Source organism: Sphingobacterium sp. BIGb0116, assembly GCF_024808035.1.
In the GTDB taxonomy this organism is placed as follows: Bacteria; Bacteroidota; Bacteroidia; order Sphingobacteriales; family Sphingobacteriaceae; genus Sphingobacterium; species Sphingobacterium paramultivorum.
Map to the genome: position 1 here is coordinate 109,405 of NZ_JANUDT010000012.1, position 19,169 is coordinate 128,573.

Annotated in this window: 20 protein-coding genes; 10 read left to right on the forward strand and 10 right to left on the reverse strand. The window is 39.4% G+C overall.

Features of this window, described 5'->3' with window-relative positions; translation table 11 throughout:
• The first annotated feature begins 18 nt into the window (after positions 1–18).
• The 7 genes from M2419_RS24715 to M2419_RS24745 all read left to right on the forward strand — a co-directional run bounded on the left by M2419_RS24715 (position 19) and on the right by M2419_RS24745 (position 5,731).
• Positions 19–792 carry a thioredoxin family protein gene (locus M2419_RS24715; protein WP_259255792.1) on the forward strand — a complete coding sequence of 258 codons (774 nt, stop codon included), beginning with the start codon at positions 19–21 and terminating at the stop codon, positions 790–792.
• A gap of 127 nt (positions 793–919) precedes the next feature.
• The gene (locus M2419_RS24720) at positions 920–1,900 is read left to right on the forward strand and encodes a heme-binding domain-containing protein (protein ID WP_259255793.1); all 981 of its coding nucleotides are present in this window, start codon (positions 920–922) and stop codon (positions 1,898–1,900) included.
• Entirely contained in the window at positions 1,897–2,337 is a 441-nt protein-coding gene (locus M2419_RS24725) for a hypothetical protein (protein WP_159728419.1), read from the forward strand. The genes M2419_RS24720 and M2419_RS24725 overlap by 4 nt, the downstream gene beginning before the upstream one ends.
• Positions 2,338–2,380: 43 nt before the next feature.
• Positions 2,381–3,424 (forward strand): alpha/beta hydrolase, encoded by a 1,044-nt coding sequence (locus M2419_RS24730; RefSeq protein ID WP_159728421.1) that lies wholly within the window; start codon positions 2,381–2,383, stop codon positions 3,422–3,424.
• 26 nt (positions 3,425–3,450) lie between these two features.
• Positions 3,451–3,849, forward strand: a complete 399-nt coding sequence (locus tag M2419_RS24735) for a DoxX family protein (RefSeq protein ID WP_159728423.1) — start codon at positions 3,451–3,453, stop codon at positions 3,847–3,849.
• Between the two features lie 120 nt (positions 3,850–3,969).
• Positions 3,970–4,986: a sensor histidine kinase gene (locus tag M2419_RS24740; RefSeq protein ID WP_182332555.1), complete on the forward strand. Its 1,017-nt coding sequence runs from the start codon at positions 3,970–3,972 to the stop codon at positions 4,984–4,986.
• Positions 4,967–5,731, forward strand: a complete 765-nt coding sequence (locus M2419_RS24745) for a LytTR family DNA-binding domain-containing protein (protein WP_159728427.1) — start codon at positions 4,967–4,969, stop codon at positions 5,729–5,731. Before M2419_RS24740 ends, M2419_RS24745 begins: the two co-directional genes overlap by 20 nt.
• Before the next feature lie 122 nt (positions 5,732–5,853).
• Here M2419_RS24745 and M2419_RS24750 read toward each other — a convergent pair whose 3' ends face one another.
• The 3 genes from M2419_RS24750 to M2419_RS24760 form a co-directional block, all read right to left on the reverse strand.
• On the reverse strand, positions 5,854–6,921 hold the full coding sequence (locus M2419_RS24750; protein WP_159728429.1) for a DNA polymerase beta superfamily protein: 1,068 nt from the start codon (positions 6,919–6,921) through the stop codon (positions 5,854–5,856).
• Positions 6,918–7,664: a DNA polymerase beta superfamily protein gene (locus M2419_RS24755; RefSeq protein WP_159728431.1), complete on the reverse strand. Its 747-nt coding sequence runs from the start codon at positions 7,662–7,664 to the stop codon at positions 6,918–6,920. Before M2419_RS24755 ends, M2419_RS24750 begins: the two co-directional genes overlap by 4 nt.
• A 217-nt stretch (positions 7,665–7,881) precedes the next feature.
• A complete protein-coding gene (locus M2419_RS24760; protein WP_159728433.1) occupies positions 7,882–9,522 on the reverse strand; it encodes a hypothetical protein in 1,641 nt (546 codons plus the stop codon).
• Positions 9,523–9,646: 124 nt separating this feature from the next.
• On the opposite strand from M2419_RS24760, the gene M2419_RS24765 reads away from it, so the two are divergent.
• Positions 9,647–10,117 (forward strand): DinB family protein, encoded by a 471-nt coding sequence (locus tag M2419_RS24765; protein ID WP_159728435.1) that lies wholly within the window; start codon positions 9,647–9,649, stop codon positions 10,115–10,117.
• Positions 10,118–10,207: 90 nt separating this feature from the next.
• Here M2419_RS24765 and M2419_RS24770 read toward each other — a convergent pair whose 3' ends face one another.
• From M2419_RS24770 to M2419_RS24795, 6 genes are all read right to left on the reverse strand, one after another.
• Positions 10,208–10,915, reverse strand: coding sequence for an MBL fold metallo-hydrolase (locus M2419_RS24770; RefSeq protein ID WP_159728437.1), 708 nt, complete (start codon positions 10,913–10,915; stop codon positions 10,208–10,210).
• A 54-nt stretch (positions 10,916–10,969) separates the two neighbouring features.
• The gene (locus M2419_RS24775) at positions 10,970–11,557 is read right to left on the reverse strand and encodes a Crp/Fnr family transcriptional regulator (RefSeq protein ID WP_182332557.1); all 588 of its coding nucleotides are present in this window, start codon (positions 11,555–11,557) and stop codon (positions 10,970–10,972) included.
• A 274-nt stretch (positions 11,558–11,831) separates the two neighbouring features.
• The gene (locus M2419_RS24780) at positions 11,832–13,421 is read right to left on the reverse strand and encodes an MFS transporter (RefSeq protein WP_159728441.1); all 1,590 of its coding nucleotides are present in this window, start codon (positions 13,419–13,421) and stop codon (positions 11,832–11,834) included.
• A 2-nt stretch (positions 13,422–13,423) separates the two neighbouring features.
• Positions 13,424–14,470 carry an HlyD family secretion protein gene (locus tag M2419_RS24785; RefSeq protein ID WP_182332559.1) on the reverse strand — a complete coding sequence of 349 codons (1,047 nt, stop codon included), beginning with the start codon at positions 14,468–14,470 and terminating at the stop codon, positions 13,424–13,426.
• 10 nt (positions 14,471–14,480) lie between these two features.
• Complete coding sequence (locus M2419_RS24790; RefSeq protein WP_259255794.1) at positions 14,481–15,815, reverse strand: TolC family protein; 1,335 nt, start codon at positions 15,813–15,815, stop codon at positions 14,481–14,483.
• On the reverse strand, positions 15,802–16,053 hold the full coding sequence (locus M2419_RS24795) for a hypothetical protein (RefSeq protein WP_159728447.1): 252 nt from the start codon (positions 16,051–16,053) through the stop codon (positions 15,802–15,804). The genes M2419_RS24790 and M2419_RS24795 overlap by 14 nt, the downstream gene beginning before the upstream one ends.
• Before the next feature lie 92 nt (positions 16,054–16,145).
• Between M2419_RS24795 and M2419_RS24800 the strand changes: the two genes are divergently transcribed.
• On the forward strand, positions 16,146–16,925 hold the full coding sequence (locus M2419_RS24800) for a response regulator transcription factor (RefSeq protein ID WP_075992143.1): 780 nt from the start codon (positions 16,146–16,148) through the stop codon (positions 16,923–16,925).
• Positions 16,926–16,994: 69 nt separating this feature from the next.
• On the forward strand, positions 16,995–17,570 hold the full coding sequence (locus M2419_RS24805; protein ID WP_159728449.1) for a hypothetical protein: 576 nt from the start codon (positions 16,995–16,997) through the stop codon (positions 17,568–17,570).
• A 437-nt stretch (positions 17,571–18,007) separates the two neighbouring features.
• Here the strand turns inward: M2419_RS24805 and M2419_RS24810 are convergent, their stop codons facing one another.
• Positions 18,008–19,159 (reverse strand): iron-containing alcohol dehydrogenase, encoded by a 1,152-nt coding sequence (locus M2419_RS24810; protein WP_159728451.1) that lies wholly within the window; start codon positions 19,157–19,159, stop codon positions 18,008–18,010.
• Positions 19,160–19,169: the final 10 nt, after the last annotated feature.

Genomic DNA, 19,169 nt, shown 5'->3' on the forward strand with positions numbered 1-19,169 from the left:
AGCTTAAAAATTTAGATCATGAAATCAATAAAAGAAATACTATACGTTTTGAGCCTGCCTTTGATCATTGCCCTGATCATGGCCTTCAAGGGTATCAATGATGATAAAAACCTGCAAAAGATCAAAAGCAGCAACTCCGACAAAAGCTTCGCCGTGGTCGAGCTCTTTACTTCAGAAGGTTGCTGGAGTTGCCCTCCCGCAGATGAGCTTATTGCAAAACTTGAGAAGGATAACCTGAATAAAAAACTTTATATCATGGCCTTTCATGTCGATTACTGGGATCATCAGGGATGGAAAGATCGCTTTAGCAAAAGCAGTTTTACCGAAAGACAGAAACAGTACGCCACATGGATGAATCTAAGTACCTTATATACCCCCCAAATGGTCATCAACGGCAAACAGGAAATGGTCGGATCGGAAACAGGCAAAGTCATCAGCGGCATCCAGTCCGCGATGCTGGAACAACATACTGAAACTCTTGCTTTAAAAGTATTGAAAGCCGAAGGCAAAAATATCCAGATCGCTTATGTATCATCCTCTAGCTCCAAAAACTCGGACATCCTGGTCGCTCTTGTCCAGAAACACGCTTCCTCTCAGGTATCTGCGGGAGATAACGCCGGAAAAGCCCTCTCCCATGTGCAGGTTGTACGCGAGCTGAAGAGCATGGGCACTAAAGCCCAGGACAGTTTTTCTTTTAAACTTCCGGAAACCGGTCATGCATGGGAAATCATCGCTTTCGAGCAGGACAAGAAATCCGGAGAAATACTAGCTGCCTCAAGCATAAACCTTTAGGAAATAGATTGTCCACTTCGGGGATCCAAAAGAAGAATTCAACCTTCAATATGTCCGGTCCAACTGTTTTGAGCTTCCCTAGGGTAGTGCTTTACCTTAATTTTAACATAACAAAAGAGCAAAGATCATGAAACTCGTAAAGCGAATCCAACTGATACCCACCATATTCATCTGCATTGTGGTTGGTCTTATCGCCCTTCAATTTTTCAATAGAACCATTGAACAAAAAGCCGTAACCGGACATATCAGAAATGTGCCTAAACAGGTTCAGCTTATCCTAGAACGTTCCTGTTTCAACTGCCATTCCAATGAGCAGCGACTATCGTTCTTTGATAAAATTGCCCCGGTATCGTGGATCGTGAACAGGGATATTGACCGTGCACGGGAAGTGATGAATTTTTCCGAGTGGGATAAGCTCTCCGATGCGGAACAGAAAGGTAAATTTTATGCCATTTACAATATGGTAAACGCGGGTAAGATGCCCCTGCCTTCCTATGCGCTCACACATCCGGACTCAAAACTATCTGCTGTTGAAGTAGCGACCATAAAACAGTATACCCTTTCGCTATCCGCAAAAGATGGTTTGCTACCTGCACATCAGGGTATTGCGAACGTACTAGAAACAACAGCTGCCCTTGCCCCGGTATCACCGAACGGAATCCCGTACAATGCCGATTTTAAGAACTGGAAAGTGATCGGGATGAGCACGCTTATCGACAATACACTACGCGTGATTTACGGAAATGACATCGCAGTCCGCGCTATCGAAGAGGAAAACTTCCACCCCTGGCCCAATGGCAGTGCAGTGGCCAAGGCGGTTTTTAAACAGACCCGAAAAGCCAATGGAGATATCGTGCCCGGAGATTTCGTAAACATGCAGTACATGGTAAAAGACGGAAAAACATATAAGGAAACCGAAGGCTGGGGTTTTTCGAAATTCAATGGTCAAGATTTAAAACCCACCGGAAAGACCGCACTGTTTGCCCAACAGTCCTGTATCAGCTGTCATAGGCAGCTCGCAGAATCGACGGGTTACCTGTTCAATGTTCCGCCGAAAGTGAACTCCAAAAGAATGATCCAGCAATATCTAAAAACTGTCCAAAAATGAAAAAGATCCTATCCGTACTATTTCTAAGTAGTTTAATCTTCGGCTCATGCAGCAAGAACATATCAGATAAAGAGAATGGAAAAATACGGTTCATGTTTGAACCCGGCGAACTGAAATTTATCTCATCATCTTTTAATACGGACAGGCAGACGATGTCGGCATTATACGGGAATAAGGAAGCCCTGTCCCTCCTGGAAGGAGCCCGACATAGTCACGACCGCGTTTCACTCAAGCTTGTTACCTATAAAATGCTGGAAGATCCGCAATATTTTGGGAGTAAAGTAAACGGTGAACTCTTGCGTGTAGAGACGGTAAAAGCCGGCGGCGATGGCAAACTGGACTATACCACAGAATATGGTGAAATACCCTCCGGAGAATCCAGAGAGCAGCGTATTGCCGACATAATGGATACTGATCCCGTAAATTTTCCACAATGATAGCTTCAACTCAATAATTTAAAATCGACAAAAAACAGATCCAATGAATACAATAGCAAATTTTGGCAAAAAGGTGATTTTCACCCTCTCGTTATCCCTGCTTGCCACAGCAGGTGTATCATTAGTCCACGCCCAACAGCTTTCTCAGGATAAACATGTACAGGCTGACAACACCGTAGACTCCGCATTCCAGCATACAAAAAAAATAAGGGCAGGACTGCTTGATATAGGCTACGCAGAGGTCGGTCCAAAAACCGCGAAGCCCGTTATCCTGCTCCATGGATGGCCATACGATATTCATAGTTTTGAAAAATCCGCTGAATTGCTTGCAGCAAAAGGATACCGAGTACTTGTGCCCTATCTCCGGGGTTACGGAACAACAACCTTTATTTCGCCAAAGACTGTACGTAACGGACAGCAGTCAGCTGTGGCGCTCGATATCATCGCCTTCATGGATGCCTTGAAAATAGATAAAGCTGTTGTTGGGGGCTTTGACTGGGGCGCCAGGACTGCCGATATCATGGCTGCCCTCTGGCCGGAACGTGTTTCTGCGCTGGTGGCTGTAAGCGGGTATCTGATCGGGAGCCCCAAAACAAATGAGATCCCACTTCCACCGGCTGCTGAATTCTTGTGGTGGTACCAGTACTATTTCTCAACGGAGCGGGGTTACAAAGGTTACAAAGCACATACAGCGGCTTTTAACAAACTGATTTGGAAAACAGCCTCCCCGAAATGGTCTTTTGATGAAGAAACCTATCAGCGCTCGGCCAGATCGTTTGAAAATCCTGACCATGTTGCTATCGTGATCCATAATTACCGCTGGCGGCTGGGGCTTGCTCCCGGAGAGAAACAGTACGACGAACTTGAAGCAAAGCTCGCCAAATCACTGGATATCACCGTACCGACCGTGACCCTGGAAGGTGATGCCAACGGTGCGGCGTTTCCACTCCCTGAAAACTATGCTTCCAAATATAAAGGAAAGTACAAACACCATAACCTGACGGGTGGGATCGGACACAACCTGCCACAGGAAGCACCCAAAGAATTTGCAGATGCCATTATTGAGGCCGACTCGCTCTCTAAATAATAAAGAAATTAATCACAAAAAATATTATGAAAAATTCAACATACAAAAAGATTTATTTTACCGGAAGTATCCTGATATCAATATGGTTTGGGCTCAGCGGCTTTTTTGAACTGACACATAACCCTGCAGTATGGGACATCACACAAAAATTAGGCTATCCAGCGCATTTTATATACATTCTCGGCGTATTCAAAATTTTAGGTGTTACTATATTACTGATCCCGAATAGATTTAAAAGGCTTAAGGAATGGGTTTTCGTAGGTATGTATTTTGATATTATTTTTGCGTTCTTCTCAAAAATTGCTGTTCTTGAACCTTCTTCCGTAATCGATACATGCGTTGCCATTACTATACTTTCAGTGACCTATTTTTCATTTAATAGGATAAATCATGTTATTTATACAGCAAAAGATCTAAATACTTAAATTACAAGTATCAGGTATTTAGATATAAAACATTTTTCGCTAATTTGCTGGCATTTCAAACAGCCAGAAATACCAGCAAATTATATAAAACATTATCAGCTTAACAACGGTGAGCAAAGTATGAAGACACCTTTTTATATATCCCATAAACTAATCTGGATCAGTTCAATATCATTGGGTATACTAACATCTATCCCAAAGATTGTGGACCATAATTTTATTCTTTCTGAGGGTATTGCCGACTTTGGTGTAACCACGGGTTTTGCCCTTTTGATCTGGTACTACAATATCCATTCGATACCAGCCTATACAAAGAAAACGGGCAGCAAAAATGTGATATCACCTCAACTTTTCAGAGGTTTAGGAGTTGGTTTGGTATTGATGTTCGTACTTTCCTCAATACAGTATTACATCCTTTCACATCTCAATTTTGGACCTAAAATGCTGATGTATGAGGTCAGAGGTGTACTCATCAACCTGACTTTCTATATGTTTATACATCTCCTATACCAGACTTATCTCAACCAGCAGGTGGTACGGGAACTTGAGCGTTCGATGTCCGCAAACCTCGCAGCACAGTATGAGCTTTTAAAACAGCAGGTAAATCCGCATTTTCTGTTCAACAGTCTCAACACGTTAAAATACATGGTGGAAAGCAATGACACTCAGTCAGCGGAATTTATCATCAAGCTTGCTGATTTTTACAGGTTTACTTTGGGCAGCCTCAAACTGAACCTACTTCCACTCGGAGAGGAGCTACAGATCATGGACTCCTATATTTACCTATTAAAAGCACGTTTTGAGGAAGGTTTAGTTATTTCAATGAATCTAGGACGTGAAATTTATGGAAGTTTTATTCCTCCTTTTACATTGCAGCTCTTGGTAGAGAACTGCATTAAACATAATATAGTTTCACTTGAGAAACCCCTACATATATCCATTGGGCAGGAAGGTGATTACCTTATTGTCAGCAATAATATACAGCCCAGGAAAATATCGGAACCTTCTACCGGTTTAGGACTTGAAAATATCAACCAGCGTTATCTTCATCTATCCGAAAAGGAGATCAGTATCCTAATGGATACTGAAACATTTACTATAAAACTTCCCATTATATATGAACATACTAATAATTGAGGACGAGATTAAAGCTGCCCGTTCCCTCGAGAACCTGATATCGAAACTTCGTCCAGAGTCTAAGATTATGGCAAAGATCCAGAGCGTTGAAGGAGCCATAGATTACCTCTCTGACAGTGCCACGCCGGATCTTATCTTTATGGATATACAACTTTCTGACGGGATCAGTTTTGATATATTTAAGTCGGTAAAGGTTGTATGTCCTGTTATCTTTTGCACAGCATTTGGTGAATACGCAATGGAGGCTATAAAAGAGAACGGAATTGATTATCTGCTTAAACCCTTTTCAGAAACAGACCTAAAAAACGCTTTTGAAAAGGTAGATAATTTCAAGAATTTCTTTCAGAAAACCACCGAAAATAATCTTGTTGAACTGATCCAGAAGATCAGTGGCGAAGACAATAAAAAGAAGAGCTTTCTCGTGTTCAAAAACAATAAGTACATGACGGTGAAGACAGAAGATATTGCTTTTATCTATATTAACTACACCTCTCCGACCATGGTGACTTTTAAGGGTGAGCATTTTGATCTCAGTCAATCCCTGGATCAGCTGGCCTCCCAATTATCTGGCAAAGATTTTTTTCGGCTGAACAGACAGTATTTAATCAGTTTTTCGGCCGTTAAAGAGGTTGAACATTATTTTGCCAGGAAATTATATGTCAAATTGACTGTCCCCACAGACGATAAGCTGCTTATAGGCAAAGAAAAGACCGCCCAGTTCCTCAGTTGGCTAGAAGATCGTTAAGATACAAATGTCCGCTTTACGCTTGAATATGTCCAATTAAAAGTTAACCTGTTTTGGTCTTCGATCTAATTTAAAGTTCGTAAGATCATTTGGAATAACAGATTAGATCCTTGCATTAGGAATTAAAGCTTGATCTGATAAAGGTACTTACGCATGTCAACCAATTGCTGCCTTAGCTTATCCTGATCTGGCGCTACCGAAAGTAAACTGTGCAAGCAGAGTTCCTGCACTTCCTGAAAGAGCTTTTGCGACCAGACAAAAAGTTCATCATAGCTATAAGCACCATTTTTGATGCGCAGGAGCTCTTCCCTATTGAAACGTTGTACCTGTAGTTCACTTTTATACAAAATCTCTTTTGCCTGTTGCAATAGACGTATGGTATGCATCATATTTTTGGCATCATAGCCCTGCCCGTGATTCATTGTCCCTCGAAAGCGCGCTTCATTGCGTTCTGAAACCCAACTAAAATATTCATTATAGGACTTACAATACAAAGAGTAAGCTTCGTGATTAACAAAGAGGTACGCACAAAGTGTTTCTTCCTTACGAATAGAACTGCAGGAAACCTCAGTGCTCTCTGGTGTAGCAACGATGCCTTTGTAACCCAAAGTCTGCGTCTCATCATAATACAGGGCATACATCCCCTTTGCATGTTCGATCTTCGCTAAACCACAGTTTTCCTGTTTCCACAACTGCTTGCTTAACCAGGCTCTTAACGATAAACTACCATTACCAGCTATGATAAAGCAGAAATCCAGTAAACTTTTACGTTCTCGATCCATCGGATTGTTGATTTTCTTGTTCAATCCTTTTGCCTTCCGCACCTGTACCATGGCGTATTGCGCAAAGGTCATTGCGGCCTCTCGGGTGATAAAATCCTGCATTTTAAATTGATCAAACAGAGGATCTTTGTATAGTATGCAATCGGTAGGACTAGCCAAAAGCTCCAATAAAGTAGGATTACTCTTTGAAAGAAGCTCCACAAAGCGCCCAAGCTCATAGTAAACTTCATCATTGCTTGCATTTGCAACCTGCGCAATATATTGACCGCCCAAGTAATATTCCAGGGGCAGATAAAACACCCCCCTGATATCGGTATCGGAAGATGCTGTCGCCAATCCATATGCCCGGCTACCGACAACGGCCTCAAACAGGATCAGCCCGCTATCTCGAAGTTCGTCTATAGTCATCTTAATACGGTTTTAAAGTAATTCTCCAGTCCTTCCTTATCCGATACGGATACGGGAACCTGTTTTACTTGATGCTCTAAATCTATTAACCTTGTTTCAATATAATTCCTTATGGACGCTGAACAGTTGTATATAAACCCCTCATCTTCTTGACTCTTCAACAGCTGCAATTCCAACACTTCGATTTTTACAACATCAGGCAATAATACGGATAGTTCTGCTAATGTCATAGGCGCATAACTGCAATAGGTGATATTCCAGTCTGCTGCAAGTAAAGATCTTAGGATATAAAATAAGCTCTTGAGCTTCATCGTTTCTCGTTGGAGATCTTCAATTTTGCTACGGACAATCCCTAAATAATGATGGGCGTGCCTACGTGCGTCAAAATAATTTTCGACCATTGTCCTAAAACTTGTTTTGAATCCGTTAAACTCGTAATAGACGACTGGCGACTGTATCCATTCAAATGGACTCACATTACTCTTATACAATAATGTGAGTACTTTAAAGAGGTCCCAACCTACCATATCGAGGTCATCGATTATTGGAAATCGCATTTCGGTCGCCAGCGGAAACAAGCGGGAGTAGTCCTCCGCTTTTCGCACATAAAAAAAACGTACGTCGTAATCACTGTCGATTGATGGGAAACCCCAACCCCGACTTCCTGATTCACAGGCGAAAAGTATACGTATCCCTTCACTCGCTTCTATTTCCATTAGCTTTTTAATGATATGTGCTTTCATTTCTTCGTGTTTTTTAATTTTTCATTAACACAAAGATCGATTGCGATACTGAAGCCTTTTTGCGCATTAAAAAAAGAGCATAAAAACAACAGGAGATCACTCTATATCAGTCAGATAGTTTTCTTAAAAAAAATCGAGCCTTACATAGGAATATAAAAGTACGCAGATAGATTGCGTAGCACTTCCAGTTCTTCTGACCAAAACTCATATCAGTTTATCATTCCACTTCAATAATTTCTTGATGAATTATAGCCCCATAGTAATCTCTCTTGAGATATCTATATATTCCCTTTGGAAGCTCTATCTGTACCGAATCCTTTTGGGAAAGTGACAAGTAAACTGGGATCGCTGTTTTATCCAATTGATATTCCTTTTCATGATAGATGTAAATGGCAGATTTGCCTGATTTGGTCGAATCAGTACTTAATAGAAGATATCTTCGATTTAAATCATTGGATCCAATCACTATTTTATCGCTATTCAGATTATTTGATAAATACAAGTCATTACCATTCAACACCTTGTTATCCATAACGTATATTGAATCGTTAATTTCTTGCATAGCTAAAAATTTAACTTGATTAATCGTATAGGGATCAATTTTAGTCAGTTTCTTAAAATACTGAGCCATACTTTTATTTTCTCCAGTATCCCCCTCTTCAATATGTCCTCCTCCGGCTAATACAATAACTTTAACTTGATTTTTTGTAGCGATTTCACTTTTTTGAATAAGATTCTTAGCTTGTTGGAGATCTCTTTGACTTGCATTGCCAAAATCTTCATAGCCAATCACTTTTAAGCCATAAATTCTTGCCGTTCTAATGAGATTCGCCATATTAGGGTCCCTAGTGTAAAATCCACTCTCAACATTTGGGAATCCCAATCTATTAATCCGGTCTTCATCTTCGGATAGACTTTCTAAAGCCAGGACATTAAAACCTTCTTTGGAAAGTTTTGGTAGCAAAAGATTGATTAACAAACGGCAGCGTGGTTGTAAATGATTCTCGTTAAACATAAGCACTCGATGTGCCTTAATTTTTTCGACTATCTCGTCGATTGTAACAGCCGTTTTTTCGACTGCTTGTTGTTCTTGTTTAGTCGCGCTATCATATTGAACACTTTCACCAAGAAACGAACTATATGATTTAAATAATTCGTTCGCAAATTGGCTGTTTTCGTTTTGCAGAACAAGCTTTTCTAAGGTATCTCTTGGATATACATAGTTAACATATCCCCTATCTTTAAAAGCTGATTCAGCTATACTAAAATAATCGGGTTCTTCATCTGGTTTTTGCTCGACAAATTTTGCTCCGTAAGCCAAAGAATTGTATGAAGTTTTTATGCTGTTTAAAACATCCTTAGCACTTTCTTGCATATCGGTGATTTCCGTCCTAACCTCGCTAATCAAAAGAAATGAATCTTTTTTATATGGGATCGCTACACTACTTATTATATTATCTCTATTTTTCTGAATACTTCGATAATAAATACAATGATACATAGAAGTATCTGCAGTGAACTTTGAGACATCTAAAAAAGTTTCCAAACTACCCACAAAATACATCGGGTTTCTTGTCACATCATATGTACCCCACAAAACAATATTCTTTGATGGAAACTTTATTTTTCTCTTTCGAAAAACAGATCTGACATCTTTTAAATCTATATACTTAGATCCGAGGTTTGCGTTCCCATAGAAATCAATCTTTAGTCCTAATGAATCATTTGTCAATTGATTCATTCCCCCTTGAGTAAACTTATTTAATTTCGCAATTGGTCTATTTACAGGTGTACAACTAGAAAGAAAAAATATAAATACCAAAATCTTATAGTGTATATTTAGCTTGAGATGGATCATAATTACAAGATTTTGGTTTAGAATATTTATTAACTGGACTTTGAATATTTACTTGTTAATATATGTATATTGGACGAAATTCACAATGAGTTTATTAAATTAATTTAAAATATTAATCAATACTATGACGAATGAATTATTTGAATTCGAAATTTTAAAAGCCAGCAGAACCAGATTATTACAATTAATAGAAACAGTTGATAATAACATATTATTTAAGATTCCAGAAAGCTTTAACAATAATATCGTTTGGCAAATTGGTCACTGTATCACTTCCCAACAGCGACATATGTATATGCGTAGTGGACTTCCAATGCATATATCACAGGATTTTATGGAAACGTTCAAAATTGGAACTGCACCGCATACTTGGAAAAATACGCCAGACCTTGATGAAATAAAACATCTATTGCTTTATACAGTAAACCAACTTAGTAAAGATTTAGCATCGGGTATATTTGTTGAATACCAACCATTCAGCTTACCAATTGGCTTCTCGATTAATGATCACATCCAAGCACTTCAAGCGGCTAACTTTCACGAAGCCGAGCACAGCGGAATAATATTAACTTACTTAAAACTTCTTAGGCAATAAGATGTTCCCAGTTTTCATAAAAGTCCTGAATTTGAAAAATTCACTAGAGCATCGCAAGAAATAAGGAACTTCTTATTTTGTTTTTTACTTTCATACAGGGGCCGTGGTTCGCGAATTGAACAACGATACGCATTCCGCTACAAATTGCTCAAACTTTCGGTCCGTATTTCGCATCACCGGGCCATGACCGAAACATATGATGGAGGGATTCAGTCCTGCCAACTTCTGAAGCGATCTAATATTGTGCTGTTGATCCGACGTGAATATTTTTGGAGGGAGCCCTAGGCCAGTCACTGTTGTGAGCAGATTCATATTTGTAGCGGCATCCCCGATTATCAATACACCATCTCGCTCACGAAATAAAGAAATATGACCGCTTGAATGGCCTGGAGTTTCTATGACCCGAAAGTTTCCGATGCTATCATTTTCAACGAGTGTACCGTCGACTTTGTGGCCCTGTCCTGCCCAATATTTTTGTTGAAGTTTTGCAATCCAATGTTTGGGATTTGGATAATCATTGGTTACCATACCTGTTTCTGTCCTAGCCACTTCATTTCCATGGCAAAGTAAAGGTATTCCAAACTCATCACAGAGCTGATCACTACAGCCCTGATGGTCTGCATGCGCATGCGTAAGTACATGTTGGTGGACAGGTATTTTCTGAAGGGCATCCTTCAGCACATTGTATGAACTTCGTATCCCACAATCAACCAATACACCCTCTACGATATAGCAGTTGATACTGTTTCGTGGCATCAATGGAACATGGAACACTTCTTGGGCAATTTGATGTAACATAGCTTTTTTGTGCAAATCTATATCACTGAACAGAAATATATAAGGACATTTGTCCTATAATACTTTGGGGCTGTGTATTTGTCCCTTCGCCCGTGTAAGAGATCTCTGTGTAATGCCCAAATAGGATGCCAGGTCCTGTGTCGCTATGCGCTGAACGAGCTTGGGTTCATTCGAAAGAACATGGCGATATTTATCCAGAGCTGACTTATTATTGTAATTCAGGAGATATTGTTCCTTTTGGCTATATTCCCGTTCCATCACAGCTTGTATAACCTTGTGCCAAGAAGTCACTTGACCAAGCAGGTATTGATAATCAGTATAGCTTATCCTATGGATTATACTATTTTCCACCGCCCTGATGCTCCTTCTGGATTTTTCCTGAGCGACAAACTCAGGGAATGAGGTTACAAATTCATTTTCAAATTTAAAGCAGGTTATATTTTCTTTACCCTCCTTGTCAATAGCATATGCTTTTACCGCACCACAGGATATGAATCCAATATGACGACAGGGTTCGTCCATATGAATAAAAAAATCACCCTTCTTCAAACCAAGTGATTTGAAGAACTGAACAGAAAAATTTATTTCGTCAGCAGACAACATCCCTATCGAGAATAGATATTTTTCAAGCACATCCGTCATATCATCTTATTTTGTCCTCTATTGCCGATCTTAAAAAATTTGGGGCCTATACAAAATCTAGCATACAAAATTAATAATAATTGCATTAACAAGTTTAACTGCTAAAAAAGCGTCATTACGACAAATTATTTATAAAATTTGGGATCAGAAAATTTCCTTCAAACGAAATCGGTTGCGTAATCTTGTAGCCCATAGGCTCATGCGCCAAGTGTTCGATCCCGGCCTTGGAATTGCATAATACTTTGCTTTGATAATTTCTGAAATAACAAAATCTTTAATAGGGAACATTTCCTTTTCTTAATCTCAAAACAACATGTTGAATTTGAGGCAAGAGCAGCAGAATAATGAGGACAAAAATCAAACCTGTCAACATCAGATCATAATAGTCCCTGATAGCGCGAGCCAATATTTGCTGACCGATCATTTGATTAAAATAGCCGGAAGATACTGTTTTTGCCGTATACATATCACTGCCTGCATTTATGTACTGGTTTTGAATATCCAGTAAGGTAACAGGCAATTGAGGGCTGGTTTCGGTGAGCGATTCCCGCACCTTTTCCCTTACGGATGATTTTGCAAATAATTGAAGCTCGTTATTAAGTGCCAGACTAGCTGTAAAGCCTATGAACCTTGAAAATATACCAATCAGAGAGGCATTGACGGCGATTTTGGAAGGCGCTGACGATGCCGCAAATGAAACAATCGGGACAAACAATACACCTGTTGCCACACCATAAATAAACATGGGCAGAAGGAAGTCTGCTGTTTCGCCCTGTACAGAAACAAATAGTATCATATAGGCATAATATACTGCCATCAACCCAAAACCAACAATAATCATCCGGATCAGGTTATAGCCCATCAAGACAAATCGGGAAATGATAAACATACTCAAAACAGTTCCAACAATTACGGCAATCCATATCGGAATGGTACTCAGTGGATGGTTTCCTAAAATCGCTTCAAGATAACCATAGGCAAGCCCAGTACTTCCTTTAAAGATATAAAAGGTAAAAAGAAGCAAAAGCCCAATAACGAAATTCTTTGTTCTAAAGATCTGTAAATTGATTAATGGTCGCTTAAGTTTCAATTCTCTGCTAATAAAAAGAGAAAGAATAATTAAATTAACTAAACAAAGTGTGCTGATTAATGAACTATCAAACCATCCCAATTGTCGTCCGTACACAAGGATGTATCCAACTATCAAGATAAAAGACACATAAAATAAATAGCCTATCCAGTCCACCTGATACAGTGGTATTTTTCTAGTAAACCGGGCCTTACTGTTCATGGTAAGTAAAACAACACCTGTCAGCATAATGACTACAATAATAAATCCGTAGAATATCCAGTTGAAATCAAAGAAATGAATGACGACACTGATATAGATGGAGTAAAATGGTACAGCTATTTGTATACTGCCATAAAGGAGACTATAAGCAATCACACGGGCACGTACAGACTGTAACCGTGGAAAAATAAGCTGTAACACAATTCCCGACATCAATGCACAGGTAATACCCTGCAAAAACTGACAGAAAACAAATAATGCCCAATCTCTGAAATAAAAACAGACCACAGCACATAGTGCATTTACCGCAAGTGCCAGCAGTAGATATTCCCTTGGTGCAAAATATTTTACGATTCTAAAATCCAGAGCCAGAAAGGCTACGGTAGAACCATAAATAACGACCATACCATATTGTACATCGGTAGCTTGTATTCCGTAAAAGCCCATCGCAGCAACCGGACTTCCGTAAAAGGCAAAACTAAACAGACTGCTCATGAGAATAGCAAATATGACGGACCTTGCCATCCATTCTGATACCCAGGATTTAAAAATTGGTATTTTATGTGCTTGCATCGTTAGTTTTTTAAAACGTAAACATTCGCATTCATTCCGGCAGAAAGCTTAGTTAATTTTTCGGACATATCGGTCAGTTTAATCCGAACAGGAATACGTTGGATGATTTTAACAAAATTACCGGTAGCATTATCTGGCGGAAGCAACGAATAACGGGAGCCTGTGGTTGGCGAAAGGGATTCGATTGTACCGGTGAATTTTTCATTTGGAAAAGCATCGACTTCAACAGATACCGCTTGACCGATTTTGAATTTCCCAATCTGTGTTTCCTTAAAATTTGCCATTACCCACTTTTCCTCGGCTCTGTTCACCAAGAATGCCAAAGTCTGTCCGGGCTGTATCAGTTGTCCTGCCTGAATGGTCTTCTTCCCAATTTGTCCATCAAAAGGTGCTGTGATAACGGTATATCTAATGTCCAATTCTTGTCTTTCGAGAAGTGCTTCTTTTATCTTTATCTCTGCCTCTATGGCATTGCGCTGTACCCTGAAATCGTTTAGTTTAGATTCGGCGACCTGTAAAGAAGCTTTTGTCTGGTCATAATCTGATTGGGTGATGGATAAAGTAGCACTGATGTTGTCGAATTTTTGTTGTGTGGTCGATTCGTCCGCCAGTAGATTTTTATACCGGTCAAATTCTTTTTGCTGCTGATTCAATCGCGCTTTAGCACCTCCCAATTGGGCTTTGATGACTGCAATACTTTTAACCTGCGTTCCTTCGCTTGCCGCCAAGATCGGTAATTTTGCCTGTGAGCTCATGAGTTCTGCGGACGCAGCATCTCTTTTCAGCCCGTACTCATCCAATTCAATCACCACAAGTGTATCGCCCTTTTTAATCTGCTGATTGTCCTTATAATATATTTTACGGATATAGCCCCCTACTTTTGCGTTTATCGGGGAAAGATAGGCATCAATCTGAGCGTCGTTGGTCTGTTCATAGCGATATCCCTCGAAAAAATAAGCTGCTGCCCAAATAATGATTCCTACGAATAATGTGATACCAAACCATTTGGTTAAGCTTACAACAATTTTATCTGTTTTATTTTTGTTCATGATATTTGTATTAAAGAATTCCGATAATTGCCAATAGCCTGATATGCGCAAGTTTGACGTTTGTTTGTGCCGTTGTCAGATTAAACTTAGCTTCCAGTAAAGCATTTTCGGCTTCTAGAAGATCGGTAAGAAGTGATTCCTGGTTTATGTAGCTACTTCTGATAACACGAACAGTTTCGGCGGTTTTAATGATATTTTGCTCCGCTGTTTCCATACTCTCCAAAGCCTGTTGCCGCTGCAAATAAGCTTCTTTTACCTGAAGATAGATTTCATCTTTTTTAATGTTCGCTTTTTCTCTTGCCTCATTACTGACCACTTGGGCATGAGCGATGGAATGCTTGCTTTTGTATAGATTATCGATAGAAAACTGGACTTTAACCCCTGTCTGACCAAATCCCCATAAATCATTGGAATACGGATAGAATGAAATCTGCGGATAGGTGTAATTGTAAGTCGAATACAAGGAGACTTTAGGTAACAGCATCGCTTTTACCTGCTTGATGTTCATTTCGCTCAATTTGACAGCGCTATAGGCTATCTTGTATTCCGGCGATTTGTTAAAAGCGATGTCTACATAATCCTCATAGTCACCTTCAGTGATAGCGCTTAACTCGATTGTATCTTGGTATTTTATTGCCAGCTCAGCATCATTTTCACGCCCCATCAGAATATTGAGCCGTTGTTTAGCGATTTCAATCTTCTTCGTAACATCAGAAAGGCTGAGCTCCAGTTGCGCTAATTTTACGGAGGTTCTCAGTACATCGCTCTTTAGCACAGTGCCGTTTTTATGCAGGCTTTCTACGAGTGCCAGTTGTTTTTTTTCTGCATCAATTTCTGCATCAAGAAAATCATGGAAATGCAGAAACTTGTATAGATCAAAGTAAGCAGCTGCAACATTGTATTTTACACTGTGCTTTTGCAGATCAACTTCATATTGTATGCGTACCGCTTCTTCCTTTTTCATGGCAATGTTTCTTTTGTCTTTACCACCATTGTAAAGATTGACGTTCAGGTTGTAACCCACGCCGTAACCATAACCTTTTACAGGCACATCCTGTGGAGAAGAAAATAATCCATTGTCATAGATCAGGAATTTGGAATTGAGTTTTGCATCTCCACCAACCGAAAGCTCCGGCAACAAACGGTCTTTCGCTTCCAATATTTCTAAATTGCTCTCCTGGAGATGTAGGTCGGATAGTTTCAGTTGACGGTTATTTGTTTCGGCTACTTTCCAAATTTCTTCCAAACTTAATACCCGCGCATTTTCAATATGCTGGGCATAGAGTGATTGTACAAATAGGGCTAACAATATGCCCAAAATCCGGACTGTTCTATATTGTTTCATCGGTTTTCTTTATATATTTCTTTCCTTTTACTAGCCATGGTTTTACGATCTCTTTCAATTCATCGAAGGCAAAAGTTAAATCTACCATTGGCATAAAAGCATAGTTATACCCATAAGCAAACCAGAAGATATTTGCACTGTCGATTTCTTCATCTGAATGATGTGATTTATTATCAGACTTTTGAGCTTGTGTTTCAAGTTTAAAATCTTTGTGAGATGTTATGATTTTATGTTTCATAATGACTTTACTATTATTTACACTGCAAAATTATCTAGCATGGTGAAGTATGATTTCATATAATTAGCCTAATATTTATTAAATTTGGCCACATGGAAATTCTTAGTCAAATAATACATATTGTTGATCAAAACCCTGATTCAATCCTCGTGATGCGACAGCAAACGGAGCAGCGTTTGCCTGCTCACCAGCACAATAAAGCTCAGTTGTTATTAGTTTATGGCGGGATTGCTTACTTGCAGACTGACGAAAAGGACTTCTATATTCCCTCAAATCATTATATTTGGATACCAAAAAATTATCGGCACAACCTGATGTTCAATACGCAGGACCTGTTTATTATCAATATCTATTTTCCGGAAGAAAGTGCTGGTAATTTTTATGAGGAATTGGGTATTTATCCAGTGAGTAAGCTCCTGGCAGAAATGCTCTCATTTAGTGAGAAGTGGCAAGGTGATTATTACAAAGGTTCGTGGGAGTATGAATTTTTAAATACGCTGAAAGGCGTATTATCAAAAGAAAATCTCAAAAAATTCTCCATACAACTTCCTACAACAGACGATCAAAGGCTCAATACCATAATCGACAGTTTTAGAAATCGGTTAAATGAAAATCTAAGTTTAGCGATGATTGCTCAGCAATCTGGAATGAGTGTTCGCAGTCTCACCAGATTATTCCAGCATAAATTGCACATTACATTTGTTCAGTACTTAAAAATGCTACGAATTATTAAGGCAATGGAATTAATCAACGATACAGATTTCAATATGACTGAGATTGCCTACGAGATTGGCTATTCAAATATCGCGGCTTTTAGCAATAACTTTTATCTGCTCACCAATATGAGACCTACGGAATTTAAAACGAAATAGCCTCTTTCCATTATGCAAAGCAACAATTGGTTCAACAAGTTTAAAAACATCCAGCGAAAAAGATTTTTTTTGCTAATTACACTATTAACTATTTTTCACCATATAAGCTCTGCGCAAAGAGATCCGCAGCTTAGGGAAGCGCTTTCAACCATGACAAAAGCGTCTATTTCCGGAGATATCGAAGGTATTCTAAGTCAAACATCGCCACGTATAATTGAAAGCATGGGCGGCATTGAGCAAGCAACAAAGGTGACCAAAGAACTTTATTCTTCTCTTATAAAATACGGGGTTAAAATTGATTCCATGATTAACTATGTCGATATGGATATCTCGAAGATTGATGGAATAGCGTATTGCTTTATTCCCCAAGTACTGGTCATGTCCATGCCCGAAAAAGACAAAATGGCGATCACTTCAGCTAACTTATTAGCGCTAAAAGAAGACGAAACCAAAAAATGGACTTTTTTTAATTTCAATAAAATGAATCAGGAAATGATCAATATGTTTCTTCCTGAATTTAATGGCAAGATTTCCCTTCCTCCAGATCTAGAAAAAAAGACATTAGTTGTGCGGAAAGAAGAAGTAGCTAAAACTGTCAATCAGCTAATGAAACTTATAGATGAATCTGTCAAAAAGCATCATTAGTTTTTAAGTTATTTGATCTATCTGCTATACTTTTTATTTAATACCGTTTTCCGCGCGCCCTTACTCTTGGTGCAATAATCTCATTATCTGCCAAAATACTAAATTAAGTTTACCCCATTTTCCGCTATAACACAATAGCACGGTAAAAAGGTTCAAAATACAATAACTTATTAGTACAGCTCTATAGAATTTACCGCTGCATGCTATAAAGAATGAAGCTAATCTTCATGAATTGAATTAACGTTGCAAACGACAGAAATTTACCGATCAGCCTCAATCCATAGCATCTTTATCGATAAAGCATCTTTTATTTTAAACGAATGAAACTTAGTTTGGTTTATAAGACATTAGTTGCGGTTGCAGCTGGAACAGTGCTTTTTATTCAGAAGAAAGCGATTGCGCACCTTCGCTACAACCGCTTTCTGTGGCCTGTTCGATTAATTCTCGTAAATCACACCTTCGTAGCAAGCGTTATAAAGATCTTTTAAGTCCTGTAGGCTAGGCTTACGCGGGTTAAAGCCAGTACATGGATCTTGTAAAGCATTTTGAGCCATATAATCCAGATTTTTTTCCCAGTCTTCCTTGGAAATACCAAATGCCTTGAGGGAGCCAATATTGTTGACCGCAGTTCTTAGTTTTTCAATTTCCTGTGCCAATCCTTCGGCCGAATCTCTACCGACAAGTTTAGCCAAATCAGGATATCTTGTTGTAGCTGTCTGATTAAAACGGATCACATTAGGCAAGAATATCGCATTGGAAGCTCCGTGAGGGACGCCGTAGAGTGCACCTACCTGATGCGAGAGAGAGTGGACAATACCCAACCAGGCATTGTTGAAAGCCAGTCCGCCCATAAAAGATGCATCGTGCATATTTTGGCGTGCTTTAATGTTTGTCGGGTTATTGACCGCCTCTTCCAGATTTTCGAAAACAATTTCCAGTCCCCCTTTAGCCAAGGCATCGGCATAGTTATTTTCGATGTTGGACACATAGGCTTCCACACAGTGTGTAAGAGCATCTAGACCAGTATTGGAGGTAATATGTGCAGGCATCGTGGCACAAATTTCACCATCGACAATAGCGATATCCGGCGTCAATTCATACGACACGATTGGATACTTCACCCCTTTTTCCCGATCGGTGATCACAGCCAATCCTGTGGTTTCCGTACCTGTACCGCTTGTTGATGGAATGGCAATGAATTTAGCCTTTTGACGCAATGTTGGCACGTTAAAAGGTTGGGTCATCGCTTCAAAATTTGCATCGGGATATTCATAAAACACCCACATCATCTTTGCCGCATCAATTGCAGAGCAACCTCCTAGACCAATGATCCAATCAGGCTGAAAATCAGTTATCACTGCAGCACCTCGAAGGCTTGTCGCCGATGATGGATCTTCTTCGACACCGTCAAAAACAGCAGTTTCCAATCCTGCTTCGGTCAAATAACTTATGGCACGGTCCAAAGTTCCGCTTTTTTTCATGGATTGACCACCAGTTACGATGATGGCTTTTTTTCCAGTTAGATTTTTCAATTCCGACAATGTACCAGCCCCGTGGAATACTTCGCTGGCAACAAATAACTTGCTCATATATTTTACA